The sequence below is a fragment of the Pseudomonas sp. Sample_23 genome (assembly GCF_004307595.1).
GTDB classification, from domain to species: Bacteria; Pseudomonadota; Gammaproteobacteria; order Pseudomonadales; family Pseudomonadaceae; genus Aquipseudomonas; species Aquipseudomonas atacamensis.
On the sequence record NZ_RCNX01000036.1, the window covers coordinates 37,761 to 52,473 of the forward strand.

Annotated in this window: 19 protein-coding genes; 9 read left to right on the plus strand and 10 right to left on the minus strand. The window is 60.1% G+C overall.

From position 1 onward, the window contains the following. Positions 1-17 precede the first annotated feature (17 nt). On the plus strand, positions 18-995 hold the full coding sequence (locus D8U82_RS09010) for an SDR family oxidoreductase (protein ID WP_130902061.1): 978 nt from the start codon (positions 18-20) through the stop codon (positions 993-995). Between the two features lie 14 nt (positions 996-1,009). Here the strand turns inward: D8U82_RS09010 and D8U82_RS09015 are convergent, their stop codons facing one another. From D8U82_RS09015 to D8U82_RS09025, 3 genes are all read right to left on the minus strand, one after another. Beyond that, the gene (locus D8U82_RS09015) at positions 1,010-1,531 is read right to left on the minus strand and encodes a DUF4142 domain-containing protein (RefSeq protein ID WP_177434124.1); all 522 of its coding nucleotides are present in this window, start codon (positions 1,529-1,531) and stop codon (positions 1,010-1,012) included. 49 nt (positions 1,532-1,580) lie between these two features. After that, entirely contained in the window at positions 1,581-1,805 is a 225-nt protein-coding gene (locus tag D8U82_RS09020; RefSeq protein ID WP_122752025.1) for a hypothetical protein, read from the minus strand. A 133-nt stretch (positions 1,806-1,938) separates the two neighbouring features. Further along, positions 1,939-2,130 (minus strand): DUF1508 domain-containing protein, encoded by a 192-nt coding sequence (locus D8U82_RS09025; RefSeq protein WP_016771242.1) that lies wholly within the window; start codon positions 2,128-2,130, stop codon positions 1,939-1,941. A 202-nt stretch (positions 2,131-2,332) separates the two neighbouring features. Between D8U82_RS09025 and D8U82_RS09030 the strand changes: the two genes are divergently transcribed. Both D8U82_RS09030 and D8U82_RS09035 read left to right on the plus strand, forming a co-directional pair. Continuing rightward, the gene (locus D8U82_RS09030) at positions 2,333-3,262 is read left to right on the plus strand and encodes a LysR substrate-binding domain-containing protein (RefSeq protein ID WP_016771239.1); all 930 of its coding nucleotides are present in this window, start codon (positions 2,333-2,335) and stop codon (positions 3,260-3,262) included. A 154-nt stretch (positions 3,263-3,416) separates the two neighbouring features. Then, positions 3,417-3,782 (plus strand): 5-carboxymethyl-2-hydroxymuconate Delta-isomerase, encoded by a 366-nt coding sequence (locus tag D8U82_RS09035; RefSeq protein WP_016771238.1) that lies wholly within the window; start codon positions 3,417-3,419, stop codon positions 3,780-3,782. Positions 3,783-3,785: 3 nt separating this feature from the next. Here D8U82_RS09035 and D8U82_RS09040 read toward each other — a convergent pair whose 3' ends face one another. Together D8U82_RS09040 and D8U82_RS09045 are read right to left on the minus strand one after the other, a co-directional pair. After that, complete coding sequence (locus tag D8U82_RS09040) at positions 3,786-4,721, minus strand: LysR family transcriptional regulator (protein ID WP_073472928.1); 936 nt, start codon at positions 4,719-4,721, stop codon at positions 3,786-3,788. A 177-nt stretch (positions 4,722-4,898) separates the two neighbouring features. Continuing rightward, entirely contained in the window at positions 4,899-6,071 is a 1,173-nt protein-coding gene (locus tag D8U82_RS09045; RefSeq protein ID WP_130902063.1) for a cyanate transporter, read from the minus strand. A gap of 400 nt (positions 6,072-6,471) precedes the next feature. Here D8U82_RS09045 and D8U82_RS09055 point away from each other — a divergent pair, with 400 nt between their 5' ends. The 5 genes from D8U82_RS09055 to D8U82_RS09075 all read left to right on the plus strand — a co-directional run bounded on the left by D8U82_RS09055 (position 6,472) and on the right by D8U82_RS09075 (position 11,448). Beyond that, on the plus strand, positions 6,472-8,121 hold the full coding sequence (locus D8U82_RS09055) for a phosphoethanolamine--lipid A transferase (RefSeq protein ID WP_130902065.1): 1,650 nt from the start codon (positions 6,472-6,474) through the stop codon (positions 8,119-8,121). 163 nt (positions 8,122-8,284) lie between these two features. Beyond that, complete coding sequence (gene rnd / locus D8U82_RS09060; protein ID WP_130902066.1) at positions 8,285-9,418, plus strand: ribonuclease D; 1,134 nt, start codon at positions 8,285-8,287, stop codon at positions 9,416-9,418. Beyond that, complete coding sequence (locus tag D8U82_RS09065) at positions 9,415-9,708, plus strand: YcgL domain-containing protein (protein WP_016771234.1); 294 nt, start codon at positions 9,415-9,417, stop codon at positions 9,706-9,708. The genes rnd and D8U82_RS09065 overlap by 4 nt, the downstream gene beginning before the upstream one ends. A gap of 105 nt (positions 9,709-9,813) precedes the next feature. Beyond that, on the plus strand, positions 9,814-10,746 hold the full coding sequence (locus D8U82_RS09070; RefSeq protein ID WP_073472920.1) for a D-2-hydroxyacid dehydrogenase: 933 nt from the start codon (positions 9,814-9,816) through the stop codon (positions 10,744-10,746). A 252-nt stretch (positions 10,747-10,998) separates the two neighbouring features. After that, positions 10,999-11,448: a YcgN family cysteine cluster protein gene (locus D8U82_RS09075; RefSeq protein WP_016771232.1), complete on the plus strand. Its 450-nt coding sequence runs from the start codon at positions 10,999-11,001 to the stop codon at positions 11,446-11,448. 121 nt (positions 11,449-11,569) lie between these two features. Here the strand turns inward: D8U82_RS09075 and D8U82_RS09080 are convergent, their stop codons facing one another. The 4 genes from D8U82_RS09080 to D8U82_RS09095 all read right to left on the minus strand — a co-directional run bounded on the left by D8U82_RS09080 (position 11,570) and on the right by D8U82_RS09095 (position 13,777). Further along, the gene (locus tag D8U82_RS09080; protein WP_110645006.1) at positions 11,570-11,947 is read right to left on the minus strand and encodes a DUF2892 domain-containing protein; all 378 of its coding nucleotides are present in this window, start codon (positions 11,945-11,947) and stop codon (positions 11,570-11,572) included. 81 nt (positions 11,948-12,028) lie between these two features. Next, the gene (locus D8U82_RS09085; protein ID WP_007911337.1) at positions 12,029-12,499 is read right to left on the minus strand and encodes an RNA methyltransferase; all 471 of its coding nucleotides are present in this window, start codon (positions 12,497-12,499) and stop codon (positions 12,029-12,031) included. Positions 12,500-12,669: 170 nt separating this feature from the next. Further along, positions 12,670-13,041 carry a YajD family HNH nuclease gene (locus tag D8U82_RS09090; RefSeq protein WP_007944009.1) on the minus strand — a complete coding sequence of 124 codons (372 nt, stop codon included), beginning with the start codon at positions 13,039-13,041 and terminating at the stop codon, positions 12,670-12,672. Between the two features lie 49 nt (positions 13,042-13,090). Beyond that, entirely contained in the window at positions 13,091-13,777 is a 687-nt protein-coding gene (locus D8U82_RS09095) for an MnmC family methyltransferase (protein WP_130902067.1), read from the minus strand. An 80-nt stretch (positions 13,778-13,857) separates the two neighbouring features. On the opposite strand from D8U82_RS09095, the gene D8U82_RS09100 reads away from it, so the two are divergent. Then, positions 13,858-14,142 carry a hypothetical protein gene (locus D8U82_RS09100; RefSeq protein ID WP_016771228.1) on the plus strand — a complete coding sequence of 95 codons (285 nt, stop codon included), beginning with the start codon at positions 13,858-13,860 and terminating at the stop codon, positions 14,140-14,142. Here D8U82_RS09100 and D8U82_RS09105 read toward each other — a convergent pair. Then, entirely contained in the window at positions 14,139-14,612 is a 474-nt protein-coding gene (locus D8U82_RS09105; RefSeq protein ID WP_016771227.1) for a cyclic nucleotide-binding domain-containing protein, read from the minus strand. The genes D8U82_RS09100 and D8U82_RS09105 overlap by 4 nt on opposite strands. Between the last annotated feature and the right edge of the window lie 101 nt (positions 14,613-14,713).

The following is a 14,713-nucleotide window of genomic DNA, read 5'->3' on the forward strand; positions in this document are numbered from 1 at the left end:
ATCAGGGAGAACGGTTCATGCAGGAGCAACCTTTGGTGGTGATAAGCGGCGCCAGTGCTGGCGTGGGGCGCGCGGTGGCTCATCGATTTGCCGCTGGGGGCTACCGCATCGGCCTGTTGGCGCGTGATCCGGCGGGACTGGCCGCCACGCAAGCAGAGCTGCAAGCGTATGGCGTTCAGGTTGAAACGGTTAGCGTCGATGTCGCCGATGCGCTCGCCGTGCAAGAGGCCGCGCAGCAACTGGAAGCCACGCTTGGGCCGCTGGCGGTGTGGGTCAACGCGGCGATGGTCACGGTGCTCTCGCCGATAGAACAATTGCCCGCCGCCGAGATCGAGCGCGTCACTCAGGTGACCTATCTCGGTACGGTTCATGGCACCTTGGCGGCGCTGTCGTTGATGCGTGCGCGCAACAAGGGCCTGATCATCCAGGTCGGCTCGGCACTGGCCTATCGCGCCATTCCGTTGCAGGCCGCCTATTGCGGGGCGAAGTTCGCTGTGCGCGGTTTTACTGATTCATTGCGCTGTGAGTTGCTGCATGAGCGCAGCCATATTCGCGTGTGCATGGTGCAATTGCCGGCGATCAATACCCCGCAGTTCGATTGGGCACGCAACAAATTGCCCAAGCGTCCCCAACCGGTGCCACCGATTCACGACCCCGATGTGGCAGCACGGGCAATTTTCAGTGTGGTAAAGCGTCCGCCGCGAGAGTTGTGGCTGGGGTGGTCGACGATCAAAGCGATTGTCGGCCAGTCGGTCATGCCCGGTCTGCTCGACCGTTTGATGGCGCGAAGTGCATGGTCCGGTCAGCAGACCAATGAGCCTGAAGACAACGAGCACCCGGACAATCTGTTCGAAGCGCAGCCGGATCGGCATCAGACCCGTGGCCGCTTTATCGGCCGCTCAAAGGACGCGGCGCTGGCCTTGACTTCGACTCAAGTGCTGGCGGTATCGGCAGTAATCGCCGTACTGGTGGCCGTGGTTCTATTACAGCTTTGATTGTTCCCCGTTAGTCAGGGGTTGACGGATTTCAGTGCGCCAGCGGAGGGCTTGAGTTTTTCCTGCAGGTCGCGGGCAGTTTTTGCCTGTTTCTCGATGTCCGGCAATGCGGATTGGGCGAAAGCCTTGAGCTGCGGATTTTGTGATGACATCGCTTCTTTCTTGAACAGCATCAGCTTTTGCTCAAGGGTTTCGGCCTGGCTGTCGATGTAAATGCGGTCGAACGAGTCATCCCTTGATTCAAGGCGTAGCTGCTTGGCTTTGGATGCCACCGAGGGTTCAGCGGGAACCACCATATGCTGGCTTTGCCCCAGCTGCCTGATTTGTTTATCGAAACGCTCATGGTCGGAGATCATTTGTCTGGCGAACGCTTTGACTTCGGGCAAAATTGCCTTTTCCAAGGCGATGCGCGAACTGTTGTGCTGGAACAGGCTTTGCTGTGCCGCCTCTTCGATGAAGGCGTCGATAGTGTCTGCATGGCCTGGCTGGACGCTCATAGCCAAGACCGCAAGGCAGATCGCGGCGAGTGATTTCATGGCGCGTAACCTCCGCAGCATCGATGGATGGTGGCGGCCCGGGATCGGCTCATGGCTGCTGATAGTGGCCGGGGACGTTGTCGCCTTCGTCGGGCCTGGTGCGTTTCTGCACCTGGACGTCGCTCAGTGAAGCGGTCTTCAATTCGGCGAAAGCGGTCTTGACCAGGGTTTCAGCGAGACCCGGATCAAGGGTGTCGCCATCGTGGATCAGCGTGCGGCTTTGCGGCTGGTTGTCGACGATGAAACTGACGAGGTAGCGGTGCTCATGGGACATGGCTGAAATCCTTGGGTGCATGGCAGCAAAAATTGCAGTACATGCACCTTTGATGAACACCGCTGACAAGCATTCAAATAAACCCTTTGAAGGGCGACAGACGGTGCCGCTTTGCAGATGAACGGGACGTCGCTCAAATTTCCTTGATCGGCGTCTCGCCCTGTACGGCTTTGATCAGATTGATCACATGCAGGCAATCAGCCTTGTTCACATACGATTCGCCACTGGCCACGGTCTCGTGGTTACGCGCACGCAGCCGCCAGCGCCATTGGCCTTTGCCAGTGCTCGGGGTGCCTCGGGTTTGTCGGTAGATTTCGAAATACATGGGGTTCGCTCCCTGCGATGGATGTGCGCGCCAACCTGTGTGGCGCATCGACGCAAGCCTAGCGCAGCGGGTTTTTTTGGCTATCGGGGATTTGTTTCCAATCGTTCGCGAATGTTTCTGCAAAAGCCGCTGCATAAACGTTTATGGACGGCATCCCCAACGCCTTTCTACACTGCCGCTATTCCGGGAGCAGGGGCAATGGATGAACCGCAATGAACTACGCAAGGCCGACATCAACCTGATGGTGGTGTTCGAGACCCTGATGCTGGAGCGCAACGTGACCCGCGCGGCGGAGAAGCTGTTCCTCGGCCAGCCGACCATCAGTTCGGCACTCAACCGTTTGCGCACGATGCTCAATGATCCGCTGTTCATCCGCGTCGGCCATCGCATGGAACCGACGGCCCGCGCCGAAGACATTTACCGCCATCTCAAACCGGCACTGGATTCACTGTCGGCGGCGCTGAGCCTGACCCGCGATTTCGATCCCGCCACCAGCACCATGACCTTTCGCATCGGCCTGTCCGACGACGTCGAATTCGGCCTGCTGCCGCCGCTGTTGCGCGCGCTGCGCCAGGAAGCACCGAGCGTGGTGTTCGTGGTGCAGCATGTCGATTACTGGCGCATTCCCGACCTGTTGGCCGCCGGCGATATCACCGTCGGCATCAGCCAGACCCGGGGCCTGCCGGCCAACGCCAAACGCAAACTGCTGCGGCACATCCAGCCGAGCATTTTGCGCGCCGATGCCTCTGCTACACCGCTGACCCTCGACGAATATTGCGCTCGCCCGCATGTGCTGGTGTCGCACACGGCCAATGTCAGTGGCTACGCCGATGAGTGGCTGGCGGAACTGGGCCGCACGCGGCAGGTGGTGTTGTCGGTGCCGCAATACAGCGCACTGCCGGCGTTGCTGGCCGGCACCGACCTGATCGCCAGCCTGCCGGATTACACCGCAGCGGCGATGGCGGCGTCCGGGGCGCTGTTCCAGGAACCGTTTCCGTTCAAGACGCCGACATTGGACCTGTCGATGGTCTGGCTCAGCCACGTCGACAGCGACCCGGCCGAACGCTGGCTGCGCTCGCGGCTCGAAGCGTTCATGAGTGAACGGCCAGCTGAGCACTACGATCCCTTGTAGGAGCTGCCGCAGGCTGCGATCTTTTGATCTTGATTGTGAAAAACACAAAATCAAAAGCTCGCAGCCTCGTTTCACTCGACAGCTCCTACAGGGAATGCGTTGAGCCGACTGTGTTATATGTACGCCCCCCGCATCCGCCGACTGGAGATCCGCAATGCCACACCTGCACATGGAATACACCGCCAACCTGACGCAGTTGAACGCTGACATCGCCCTGATCCGGCTCAACAATACGCTGGTCGGTTCCGGTCAGTTTGGCGCGGAGTTCGACATCAAGAGCCGCGCGATCAAGATCGACAACTTCAAGGTCGGTACGGCGCAGGGCGAGCGCGCCTTCGTCCATGTGAAACTGGCCTTGCTCAGCGGGCGCTCGGCGGAGATCAAGAAGCAGCTCTCGCAAAGCCTGCTGGCGGTGTTGCAGGAGCTCTGCGAATGGCCGGCCGGGCTCGAAGTGCAACTGTGTGTCGAACTGCTCGACATCGATCGCGAGTCCTACAGCAAAGCCGCGATCGGCGTCTGACGCTCAGGCGTTTTCCAGCTCGCTGCACACCTGAATCACCTGCTCGCGCAGCCAGACGTTGGCGCTGTCCTGATCGGCGTTCTGGCTCCACTGCATGTCGAGGGTGAAACCCGGCAAGCCATTGGGCGCCTCGCAGTGGTTGAACACCGCGTCGTTGGTCAGCAAACGCTGGATACGCCGGGGCAGGGTGAGGATGAAATCGGTGCCGGTGATCATCTTCAACGCGGCGCTGTAGCTGTTCGAGCGCGCGACAATCTGACGTTTCTGCGCCTGCCGCGCCAGCCAGCCGTCGACCATGTTGGTGCTTGATGTCCATGGCGTCGGGAACACATGCCGACGTTCGGTGAATGCTTGCAGGCTCAACCGCGGTTCGAGTGGCGTGGCGCGTTTGTCGAAGACGCAGACCAGGTCATCTTCCAGCAGCATCCGTGATTTCAGATCCGCATGCTGGCGGTGAAAGTGCGGGCCGAAACTGATCACCAGATCGAGGCTGCCGTCGCGCAACTCTTCGGCCGGCACATCGGTTTCAAACTTGTGCATGTTGACCATCACCGGCAAGTCATCGAAGTCGAAGCGCTTCAACAGTCGCGGCAGAATCAATTGCTCGAAGTATTCCGGGGCGCAAATGTTGAAAGTCACCGCCTGCCGGCTCGGGTCGAAGGCCGGGGCACCGGCGTGGCAGAGGTTGATGCTTTCGATGATCTTCTGCACATGGCCGTACATGCTGCAGGCCTTGTAGGTCGGGCGCATGCCGGTGCGGGTGTTGATGAACAGTTCGTCTTCGAAACTGGTGCGCAGTTTCTTCAGGCAATAACTGACGGTGGACTGGCTGACGAACAGGGTTTCCGAGACATCGGTGACACTGCTCTGCTCGTACACGGCGACGAATACCATCAAGTCCTGCATGTCGAGCTTGCGAAGCAAATTACTGTTCAGCATGAGTTCCGTCTCGCTGTGCCCCCTTGCGCAGAATTCGCGCAAACGTGTGCGTACGATCCTAACGGAACGATGGTGCCAGGAGAAACCCTTGTAGGACATTTCACGGACACATGTGGGACAGAAACTTTTAGCAACACGACGTTGCCAATCTCGTGCGCAAAAGATGGCCAGAGGCCTCTAGCCCGGGCGAGGCAAGTGGCGCGCGTAGTGGCGAGGGTCGAAGCGCATCACCATCAGCAGCATGATCACCATCACCGCCGTCAACGCCCACCACGCGCCTTCGAAATTGCCCAGCCGATCGCGAATCATCCCTGCCAACAGCGGCGAGAGGCTGGCGATCAGATAACCGATCCCCTGTACAAACGCGGTCAGGCCACCGGCACGCTGCGGCTCGTCGCAATGATCCAGCGCGACGATCAGGCTCATCGGAAACAGACCGCCAATCCCCAGGCCCAACAGACAAGGCCACAGCAGGGCCAAATATTGCGGGACGAGTATCAGCCCGCAGAAACCGCCGATGATCAGCAACAGCAGAACCGCCACTATCCCACGCCGATCACGGCTGCGATTGGCGATCGCAGGCACTGCCAGGCCGGAAATGACCTCCATCGCTGTAAGAAAACCCAACAGCAGCCCAGCGTTCTGTTCACTCCAGCCTTTTTCCACGTAATACGGGGCGAGCCAGGCGAGGACACAGGTGTAGGACGCCGTACCGAGGCCAAAGAAAATCGCCAGCAACCAGGCGCGAGGGCGGGTGATGAAAGACTCCCGCCGGGTCACCGTTGATATGGCTTGCGCGGGCTGCAAGCACCAGACCAGCAACGCGACCAATGCCAACGCCGCCCAGATGGCCAGCCCCACGCGCCAGCTGCCGGCCTGCACCATCACCAGTGGCGCGAACGAGGCGGCAATCGCCGCGCCGCCCATGATTGACGTGACGTAGACGCCCATGCATAACGCCACGTTGTCAGCAAAGCGCGATTTGATCAGCGCCGGCATCAATGCCTGAATCAGGGCTATGCCAATGCCGGCCAGCATCGCGCTGACGATCAGCTCGATCGCCGAATCGATAAACAGCCGTGACACGCTCGCCAGCCCGATGATCAACAGCGACAGCAGCACCGTGCGTCGGTCGCCCAGGCGCTGGCTGATGCTCAGGCCGAAAAACATCGCCAGTCCCATGGCCATCACCGGCAGCATCGTCAGCAGAGAGGCAAGCGTGAAGCTCAACGGTATATCGCCACGGATCGCCGACAGCAGCGGCCCGATGGCTGCCATTGAGGGGCGCAGATTAAGTGCGACAAGGATGATCGCGAGCATCAGCCAAGCGGCGGGGCGGGTGTGATTCATCGGCGGGCCTTTGAGTGCGGAGGCTGATGATTAGGCTTGGCGTCGCCGACGTCGGCAAATCAGAAAGTCGCGGGCCAGACCTAAAAACTCGATAACACCCCTGTCCCGATGTGGGAGCGAGCCTGCTCGCGAATGCGTTCCTCCAGACAGACATTCATTTGCTGACACTGCGCTTTCGCGAGCAGGCTCGCTCCCACAGGACATTGCGAAGTGCCTGAAACTGAATAAAACCTGAACCATTCTCAAATACTCGCAAACCTTCACGTTCGTACTCCGAGGCAACTAATCATTAGCATCTTTTTCACGAAAAATTGATTCGCTGCCGCCTAAAGTTTGGCATGCCTCGGTGAATGAAATTTTCACAATCGACGAGGCTCTTCTTTCAGGAACAGTCACTCATATGTTGAAGTTAAAAGCCGTGCACCCGGAATGGGTGACGTTGTTTGCCAGCGCCTTTTTGTTGCTCGGTTTCAATCTGGTGCTTTGGCAACATCTGTTCGAGATCACCGCCGCCGATGGCAAGGGCATCGCCATGCGCGTTGCGTTTGGCGTGATGATCTTTGCCGCGTTCAACATAGTCCTGACATTATTCGCTTTCCGGCCACTGCTTAAACCACTATTGACCCTGTTGTTTTTAGTCAGCGCCGGCGTGGCTTATTTCATGAGCCAATATGGCGTGATGATCGATGCCGGCATGTTGCGCAACTTTGCCGAGACCAACGTCACGGAAGTGCGTGATCTGCTCTCATTGAAGTTGTTTGCTTATATTCTCTTGCTGGGTGTCCTGCCGTGTTTGTTGTTGTGGAAAGTTCCGGTCAGTTATCGGCGCTGGCATCGCGAGTTGTTCAGCAAAGTTATTGTCAGTGTTGCCTCGGCAGCGGTGATCGGTGTTGTCGCATTGGCCAACTATCAAGGCTTGTCGTCGCTGTTTCGCAATCACCACGAAATTCGCCTGATGCTGGTGCCGAGCAATTACATCGGCGCATCCATTGGTTATCTGCAAGAGCAAGTGGTCTCGGCGCAGCAGCCGTTCATCAAGATCGGCGAAGATGCCCAGCGCAATCCCGACTTGCAGCTACAGCCACGCAAATCCCTCACGGTGCTGGTGGTGGGGGAGAGTGCGCGGGCGCAGAACTTCGGCATTCTCGGTTACGACCGAGACACCACGCCGCAACTGGACAAGGAAGCGGGGCTGATCGCTTTCACTGACGTGCATTCCTGCGGCACGGAAACCGCAGTCTCGGTACCGTGCATGTTCTCCAATATGGGCCGCAAGGATTACAACGCCAGCAAGGCCAGGAATGAAGAGGGCTTGCTCGACGTACTCAAGCGTGCCGGCATCAATGTGATCTGGCGCGATAATCAGTCCGGCTGCAAAGGCACTTGCGACCGTGTCACGGTGCAGGATGTCAGCAAGTTGCAAGACCCGGCGTTGTGCGCCAACAGCGAATGTCGCGATGAAATCCTCCTGCAAGGGCTGCAAAGTTTTATCGAACATCTGGACAAGGACACCGTGCTGGTGCTGCATCAGATGGGCAGTCACGGCCCCGATTACTTCAAGCGTTATCCCAAGGAGTACGAACACTTCACTCCGGTCTGTGAAAGTAACGCGCTGAACAATTGCAGTCGCGAAAGTATCGTCAACGGTTACGACAACACCTTGGTCTACACCGACCATGTGCTGGCGAGCCTGATCGATGTGCTGCGCAGCAATCAGGACAAAGTCGACACCGCCATGCTCTATCTGTCGGACCACGGCGAATCGCTGGGCGAATACAACCTGTTTCTGCACGGCACGCCTTATATGCTGGCGCCCGAGCAACAGAAGCATGTAGCGATGCTGGCGTGGTTCTCCGACAGCTATCAGAAGGCCTACTCGGTCGACACCCATTGCCTGCAACTGAGCCGGGACAAACCGCTGAGCCAGGACAATCTGTTCCACTCGATGCTCGGCCTGCTGGAAGTGCGCAGCAGCGTCTATCAGCCGGCGCTGGACATGTTCGCCGGTTGTCGCGGCGCAGTGATCGACGGCGTGTTGGCCAAGCAGTGAAGCGTTCCCTGCCCGTCGCACCAATGCGACGGGCCTTTCTGTTTCTGCTGTCAGACTATTCTTGCTGACAGGCAAGACATTTCCTTACAGCTCTTGCCCTTCAAAGGCGCGTAAATCGTCGGTGGCGATATATACTGCGCGCCATTCTTCAAGGGAGAGCCGTGTGGCTATCGATATTCACTGGATTCGCGACAACGAAAGCCTCGCGCAGTTTTGCGCCGAGTGGCAGCAGCTGCCGTTCGTTGCCCTCGACACCGAATTCATGCGGGTCGACACCTTCTACCCGATTGCCGGCCTGTTGCAGATCGGCGACGGCAAACGCGCCTACCTGATCGACCCGCTTACCATCAACGCCTGGCAACCGCTGGCCGCGTTGCTGGAGAACCCGGCGGTGCTCAAAGTCCTGCACGCCTGCAGCGAAGACCTCGAAGTGCTGTTGCGCCTGACCGGCAGCCTGCCGGCGCCGTTGTTCGACACGCAACTGGCCGCCGCTTACCTGAACCTCGGCTTCTCGATGGGCTATTCGCGTCTGGTGCAGGAAGTGCTCGGCATCGACCTGCCCAAGGGCGAAACCCGCTCCGACTGGTTGCAGCGCCCGCTGTCCGATACCCAGATCAGCTATGCCGCCGAAGACGCCGTGCATCTGGCTGAGGTGTTCGTCGAGTTGCGGCCCAAGCTGTCCGCCGACAAGTTCGCCTGGGTGCTGGAGGATGGCGCCGAACTGGTTGCCAACCTGCGCCGCGAGACCGATCCGTACGAGGTCTATCGCGAGGCGAAACTGGCGTGGAAGCTGTCCCGTGCGCAACTGGCCGTGCTGCGTGAGCTGTGCGCCTGGCGCGAAAAAGAAGCCCGCGCCCGCGACCTGCCGCGCAACCGCATCGTCCGGGAACACTCGCTGTGGCCCCTGGCCCGCACGCAGCCGGATAACCTCGCGGCGCTGGGCAAGATCGAAGACATGCACCCGCGTACCGTACGTCAGGACGGTCAGTTTCTGCTTGATCTGATCAAGCGCTCTGGCAGTGTGGGGCCGGATCAATGGCCGCCGGCAGTGCCCGAGCCGTTGCCGATCGAAGCCGCTGCGTTGATCAAACAACTGCGCGCGCTGGGTCAGGCCGAGGCCGAACGCCTGGGTATTGCCCCGGAACTGATGCTGCGCAAGAAAACCCTCGAAGCGCTGGTCAAAAGCGGCTTCCCCGAGGGGCCTTACCAATTGCCCGATTCGCTGCGTGGCTGGCGCCGCGAATTGCTCGGCCAGAAGCTGCTCGACAGCCTGGCCACCGCCGGAGAACAGCCTTGAAACGTATTTGCTCCATCTACCAAAGCTCCAAGCGCAGCGGCATGTATCTCTACGTGCTCAAGAGCGATGCGCTCGAGCGCGTGCCGGATGCGCTGATGACGGCTTTCGGCAAAGCGAAGCATTCCTTCGATCTGGTGCTGTCGCCCGAGCGCAAGCTGGCCAGCGAAGACATCACCGTGGTTCTGGAAAACCTCGACAAGCAGGGCTATCACCTGCAGATGCCACCGGCCGAGGACGAGTACATCGAGCACTTGCCCGAAGAGTTGCTGCGACGCAACGACCCGGTCTGACCCGCGAGGCCCTGTCCTGGGCCTCGGTTAACCCTGGAACTGTTTTTACCGCGATGGCCGGCCCAAACCCGGCGGCTGTCTGCACGGTTTGCGAAAGGTTTGAAGATGCGCGTTCTGATTGCTGAACACGACCACGCGATATACGCCCGCCTGCTGCGTCAGGCACTGCCCGAGCTTGAAGTCCTGACCAGCGGCGACTCCGCCGAACTGGCGCGGCAGGCCGCCGATTGCCCGGTGTGGCTGGGCCAGCCGGATCTGCTCGCGACCCTGCTGCGCCAGGGCCATCAACCGCAATGGCTGCAATCGACCTGGGCCGGCATCACGCCGCTGCTCGCCGACGGCCTGCGCCGCGATTATCGCCTGACCCGCGCCGTGGGGATTTTCGGTCAGGTCATGGCCGAATACGTGCTGACCTACATCCTCGGCCACGAACGCGAAGTGCTGGCGCGGCTGGTCAGTCAGGTCGAGCGCAAGTGGGACAACCGCAGCGGCCAGAGTCTGGTCGGGCGCAAGGTGCTGATCGTCGGCACCGGTGACATCGGCCAGAGCGTTGCGCAGTTTCTGCGGCCGTTCGGCGTCGAGCTTTATGGCATCGCCAGCAGCGCCCGCGAACAGGCGCCGTTTGTCGAAGTCGGCGCGCTGGCGGATCTGCCGCGTCTGGTGGGCGAGGTGGACTACGTGGTCAATCTGCTGCCGAACACCGAACACACCCACGATATCTACGACGCGGCGCTGTTCAAGCAATTCAAACCGACCGGACTGTTCATCAACGCTGGACGCGGTGTGGCAGTGGTCGATGCCGATCTGGTTGAAGCTTTGAAAGAAGGGCACCTGGCCGGCGCGGTGATCGACGTCTGCCGTCAGGAACCATTGCCGCAACGCCATCCGTTCTGGACCGCGTGGGGCTTGCTCCTGACCGGGCACAGCTCGGCACCGACCTCGCCGGCGCTGATGGTGGATTTGTTTGTGCAGAATCTGAAAGCGTATGAGGCGGGTGAAGCGTTGCGCGGCGAGGTGGATTTCACCCGCGGTTACTGACTCACCCGATTTCGCTGTGGGAGCGAGCCTGCTCGCGAAGAGGGCGTGTCAGTCGACAACAGCGTGTCTGACACAGCGCTTTCGCGAGCAGGCTCGCTCCCACATTGGTTTCAAAGTGCAGCCACCAGTTTGCTCAGCGGGCGGCGCTGGCGCTGACAAGCGGATTTACCGACAGTCGCCAGCGCTTGGCCCTTGCGTCCGCTGGCACTAGACTGGCGGCCTTTTCACCACCTTGATGTTGATGCTTGAGCCATGGCCGCCATAGTCGAACCGTTCTGGAAACGCAAAACCCTCGATCAACTCGATCACGAGGAATGGGAATCGCTGTGCGACGGCTGCGGTCTGTGCTGCCTGCAAAAGCTCGAGGATGAAGAAGACAACAGCGTCTATTACACGCGCATCGCCTGCAAACTGCTGGATCTGAAAACCTGCCAGTGCAGCGATTATCCGAACCGGATCAAGTTTGTCCCGGACTGCATCCAGCTCACGCCGGGTCAGGCGGAAGAATTCAAATGGCTGCCGCCGACCTGCGGTTATCGTCTGGTCAGCGAGGGCAAGGATCTGCCGTTATGGCATCACCTGGTGTGTGGCGACCGCGATGCGGTGCACCATGAGCGGATTTCCCAGTCCGGGCGCATGCTCGCCGAAGGCAGCGTGCCGGAGGATGACTGGGAAGATCATCTGATTTTTCGCGCGGGCTGATGAGGTGGTGGGTTGTTGAACCCGTAAAGATCAAAAGATCGCAGCCTTCGGCAGCTCCTACAATGGAAAACGTGATTCCGTGTAGGAGCTGCCGGAGGCTGCGATCTTTTGCTTTAAAGCCTCAGACGCCGGCTTTCGGCGAGGTCAGCGAATCATTGCCGGTAACGGTTGCCGTTTCGGTGGCCACTTCGGCATTGGTCTTCAGCTTGCTCAGCTCTTCCCCAGCGCGTTCGATCTTCGCCCGCACGTTGCTCATGTCCTGACGGCCTTTTTCCAGCAGGCTTTTCGCCGAGCAGTGCCCGGTAATGCCACGGGCCACGGCCATGCCGCCGAGCGCCACTTGAATCAGGCCGAACACGCCGCCACGGCGCAGGCCCTTGCCGACCATCAGCACGCCGCCGGTCAACGAGCCGACGCGCTCCCAGCCATGCACGTTCTTGTGCGAAGGCGACTGGAACGGGGTGGATTCGATGCGTTCTACGCGTTTGAGCTCGCTCATGGTCTATCTCCAGGCAGGGTGCGATTGATAGATAAGCTGACTGCCAGGGCGGTCAGCTTGTTCCATCGAATGTGCGACGCTTCAGCGGAATTTCGGCCCGGAGCGGGTGTTCAGGCCTTTGGCCATGCGGTCGTAGAGCACGACGTTGACCGTGGCGGCGAGGTTCATGCAGCCGGTGGTCGGGATGTACACGACGTCTTCGCACCAGTCGCGAATCTCTTTATCCAGCGAGCCGTCTTCCGGCCCGAAGATGTACAGGGCGCGGTCGGGGTGGGTATATTCCGGCAGCGGCCGTGCGCCTTCGACCAGCTCTACCGCAACGGGCACGCAGTTGAGCGGAAGGATTTTTTTCAGGTCGTCGATGCCGATCAGCGGGATGTCGTAGTGCACGCGTTTGGTGTCGGTGACGAAGTCGGCGGCGCGTTCATAACGCTTGCCGGTGTAGAACACCGACGCCACGCCGTAACAGCCTGCGGCGCGCATCACCGAACCGACGTTCTCCGGTGATTTTGGGTTATACAAACCAATGCAGCTGTACCGTTTGTCTGCCACGAGCGGGGTGCCTTCGAGAAAAAGAGCGCGATTATACGGGGATTGGGGGAGGGCGGGCAGATTCGAGACTTGTGGTGTCTGGCAGGCCGCTTTCGCGAGCAGGCTCGCTCCCACATCCCCTGTGGGAGCGAGCCTGCTCGCGAAAGGGCCAGCTCAGGCGATGAAGATCTTCAGTCTTCTTTTTTCATCAGGCCAGCCAGGGCCGCAAACGGATTATGCGTGGCCTTGGCGATCTTTGGTGTGCTCAGCGAGCCTTCGCCGAAATACTGCTGATCGGTGTAACGCGAGTGTTCGTTGTCGTGGCAATACAGGCACAACAGCTCCCAGTTCGAGCCGTCCTGCGGGTTGTTGTCGTGGTTGTGGTCGCGGTGGTGCACGGTCAGTTCGCTCAGGCGCTTGCCGGAAAACTCACGGGCGCAGCGGCCGCAGACGTGCGGGTACATCTTCAGGGCCTTGTCGCGGTAGCCCATTTCCTTGTCGCGCTGGTTGTCGGCGAGGATGCGGTCCAGCTTCGACGTGTTGGTGGGGGTGGACGAACTCATGGGTTCACCTTTGCAGAAAGACTGATGACGGTTATGCGCAGAGTTTAGCTCAGCCCTTGAGCTTCTCGGCAATCCAGATCGTGTGGCGGGTGCCCTTGTTGCCGTGGGCGAAGACCTGGACTTCTTCGGCCTTGAAGCCGGCCTTCTTCAATTTGTCGGAAAACTGTCGGTCAGCGCTGGCCGACCACACCGCGAGCACGCCTTTGGGGCGCAGGGCCTTGGCGCAGGCATTCAGACCAGCGGCGGAGTACAGCCAACTGTTGGCCTTCTGGGTCAGACCTTCAGGGCCGTTGTCGACGTCGAGCATGATCGCGTCGAAACCGTTCGGCTCGCTTTGCAGCACGTTGGCCACATCTTCCATGCGGATCACCGTGCGCGGATCGAGCAATGGCCGACCGGACTTCTCCCCGAGCGGGCAGCGATTCCACTCGACTACGCCGGGCACCAGCTCAGCGACCACCACTTCGGCGGACTTGCCCAGGTGCTTGAGTGCCGAGGCGAGGGTGAAACCCATGCCCAGGCCGCCGATCAACACCCGCGAATTCGGCCGGCCGGCGACCTTGCGGCAGGGAATCTCGGCCAGCGCATCTTCAGAACCGTGCATGCGCGTGTTCATCAACTGTCCGCCGTCGCCGCCCTGGATCTTGATGACGAAATCCTCGCCATACTCGAACAGGCACAGGGCACCGCCGTTTTCAGGGATCGGGGTGGTGTCGAGCAGAACGAAACGTTTCATGGAAATCTCTACAAGGGGGAAGGCAAGCAGGCGCGTTGGGAGTAGCCTGAGCACAGACTAAAGGCCAAACGGAGCCCTTGATGAAGCGCACCATTCTAACGGTCATTACCCTGGCCGCGCTCGCGATTACTGCAGTGCAGGCCCAGCAGAGCGTTCCAGTCAGCCCGACGCCGCAACCCGGTTCGCCCGGCACTGCGACGCCGACGCCGTATCCGCAGATCACCCCGATCACCCTGCCCAAGTCGGGCGCCGGCAGCGGCAGCCCGCCGCTGGTACCGATCGAAATGCCCAGCCCGCCGAGCAAGGATCAACCGGTGCCGGGCATCGAGCCGAACGGCAACAAGGTCAAGTCCCCCGGCGGTTAAACCTGTTGTGCGGCGAGTTGGCCGTCGGCCATGCGCAGGCGTTTGGACAGCGAGACGGCGAGGGCGCGGATGATCTTTGCGGCGATTTTCGGTGCGTCGTTGAGCATTTTTTCCAGCGAATCCTTGCCCAGATTGAGCAACTGACAGTTGCTCGCCGCGATGCAGGTAGCCGAGCGGCGCTCGCCATCGAGCACGGCCATTTCACCGAAGGCGCGACCGCTGCGCAGGGTGGCCATGGTGATCACCTGGCCGTCGGCGCCGGTTTTCTGCACGGCGACCTGGCCGGTGTGGATGATGCACATGAAACTGCCGGCATCACCCTCGCGAAAAATCGCCTCGCCCTCAGCCACGGTGCTGATACTGAAATAGCCGGAAGCGGCCGCAAAGTCGGCCAGTTGCAATTGATCGAACAGGCCACAGTCCATCAGCCAGTCGCGGATTTCGTTGTTCAGAAAGGTCGGTTCAGACATGTCGATGCGGTCTTTTTGTTATCACATTTCAAGGCTATACACGGATCCCGTAGGAACGGGCTCTTGTGGCGAGGGGATTTATCCCCGCTCGGCTGCGCAGC

What these genes read in the sequence shown, in the direction of transcription:
- D8U82_RS09010 (WP_130902061.1), top strand. Translation starts at nt 18, where the DNA reads ATGCAGGAGCAACCTTTGGTGGTGATAAGCGGCGCCAGTGCTGGCGTG.
- D8U82_RS09015 (WP_177434124.1), bottom strand. Translation starts at nt 1,531, where the DNA reads ATGAAATCACTCGCCGCGATCTGCCTTGCGGTCTTGGCTATGAGCGTC.
- D8U82_RS09020 (WP_122752025.1), bottom strand. Translation starts at nt 1,805, where the DNA reads ATGTCCCATGAGCACCGCTACCTCGTCAGTTTCATCGTCGACAACCAG.
- D8U82_RS09025 (WP_016771242.1), bottom strand. Translation starts at nt 2,130, where the DNA reads ATGTATTTCGAAATCTACCGACAAACCCGAGGCACCCCGAGCACTGGC.
- D8U82_RS09030 (WP_016771239.1), top strand. Translation starts at nt 2,333, where the DNA reads ATGAACCGCAATGAACTACGCAAGGCCGACATCAACCTGATGGTGGTG.
- D8U82_RS09035 (WP_016771238.1), top strand. Translation starts at nt 3,417, where the DNA reads ATGCCACACCTGCACATGGAATACACCGCCAACCTGACGCAGTTGAAC.
- D8U82_RS09040 (WP_073472928.1), bottom strand. Translation starts at nt 4,721, where the DNA reads ATGCTGAACAGTAATTTGCTTCGCAAGCTCGACATGCAGGACTTGATG.
- D8U82_RS09045 (WP_130902063.1), bottom strand. Translation starts at nt 6,071, where the DNA reads ATGAATCACACCCGCCCCGCCGCTTGGCTGATGCTCGCGATCATCCTT.
- D8U82_RS09055 (WP_130902065.1), top strand. Translation starts at nt 6,472, where the DNA reads ATGTTGAAGTTAAAAGCCGTGCACCCGGAATGGGTGACGTTGTTTGCC.
- D8U82_RS09070 (WP_073472920.1), top strand. Translation starts at nt 9,814, where the DNA reads ATGCGCGTTCTGATTGCTGAACACGACCACGCGATATACGCCCGCCTG.
- D8U82_RS09075 (WP_016771232.1), top strand. Translation starts at nt 10,999, where the DNA reads ATGGCCGCCATAGTCGAACCGTTCTGGAAACGCAAAACCCTCGATCAA.
- D8U82_RS09080 (WP_110645006.1), bottom strand. Translation starts at nt 11,947, where the DNA reads ATGAGCGAGCTCAAACGCGTAGAACGCATCGAATCCACCCCGTTCCAG.
- D8U82_RS09090 (WP_007944009.1), bottom strand. Translation starts at nt 13,041, where the DNA reads ATGAGTTCGTCCACCCCCACCAACACGTCGAAGCTGGACCGCATCCTC.
- D8U82_RS09095 (WP_130902067.1), bottom strand. Translation starts at nt 13,777, where the DNA reads ATGAAACGTTTCGTTCTGCTCGACACCACCCCGATCCCTGAAAACGGC.
- D8U82_RS09100 (WP_016771228.1), top strand. Translation starts at nt 13,858, where the DNA reads ATGAAGCGCACCATTCTAACGGTCATTACCCTGGCCGCGCTCGCGATT.
- D8U82_RS09105 (WP_016771227.1), bottom strand. Translation starts at nt 14,612, where the DNA reads ATGTCTGAACCGACCTTTCTGAACAACGAAATCCGCGACTGGCTGATG.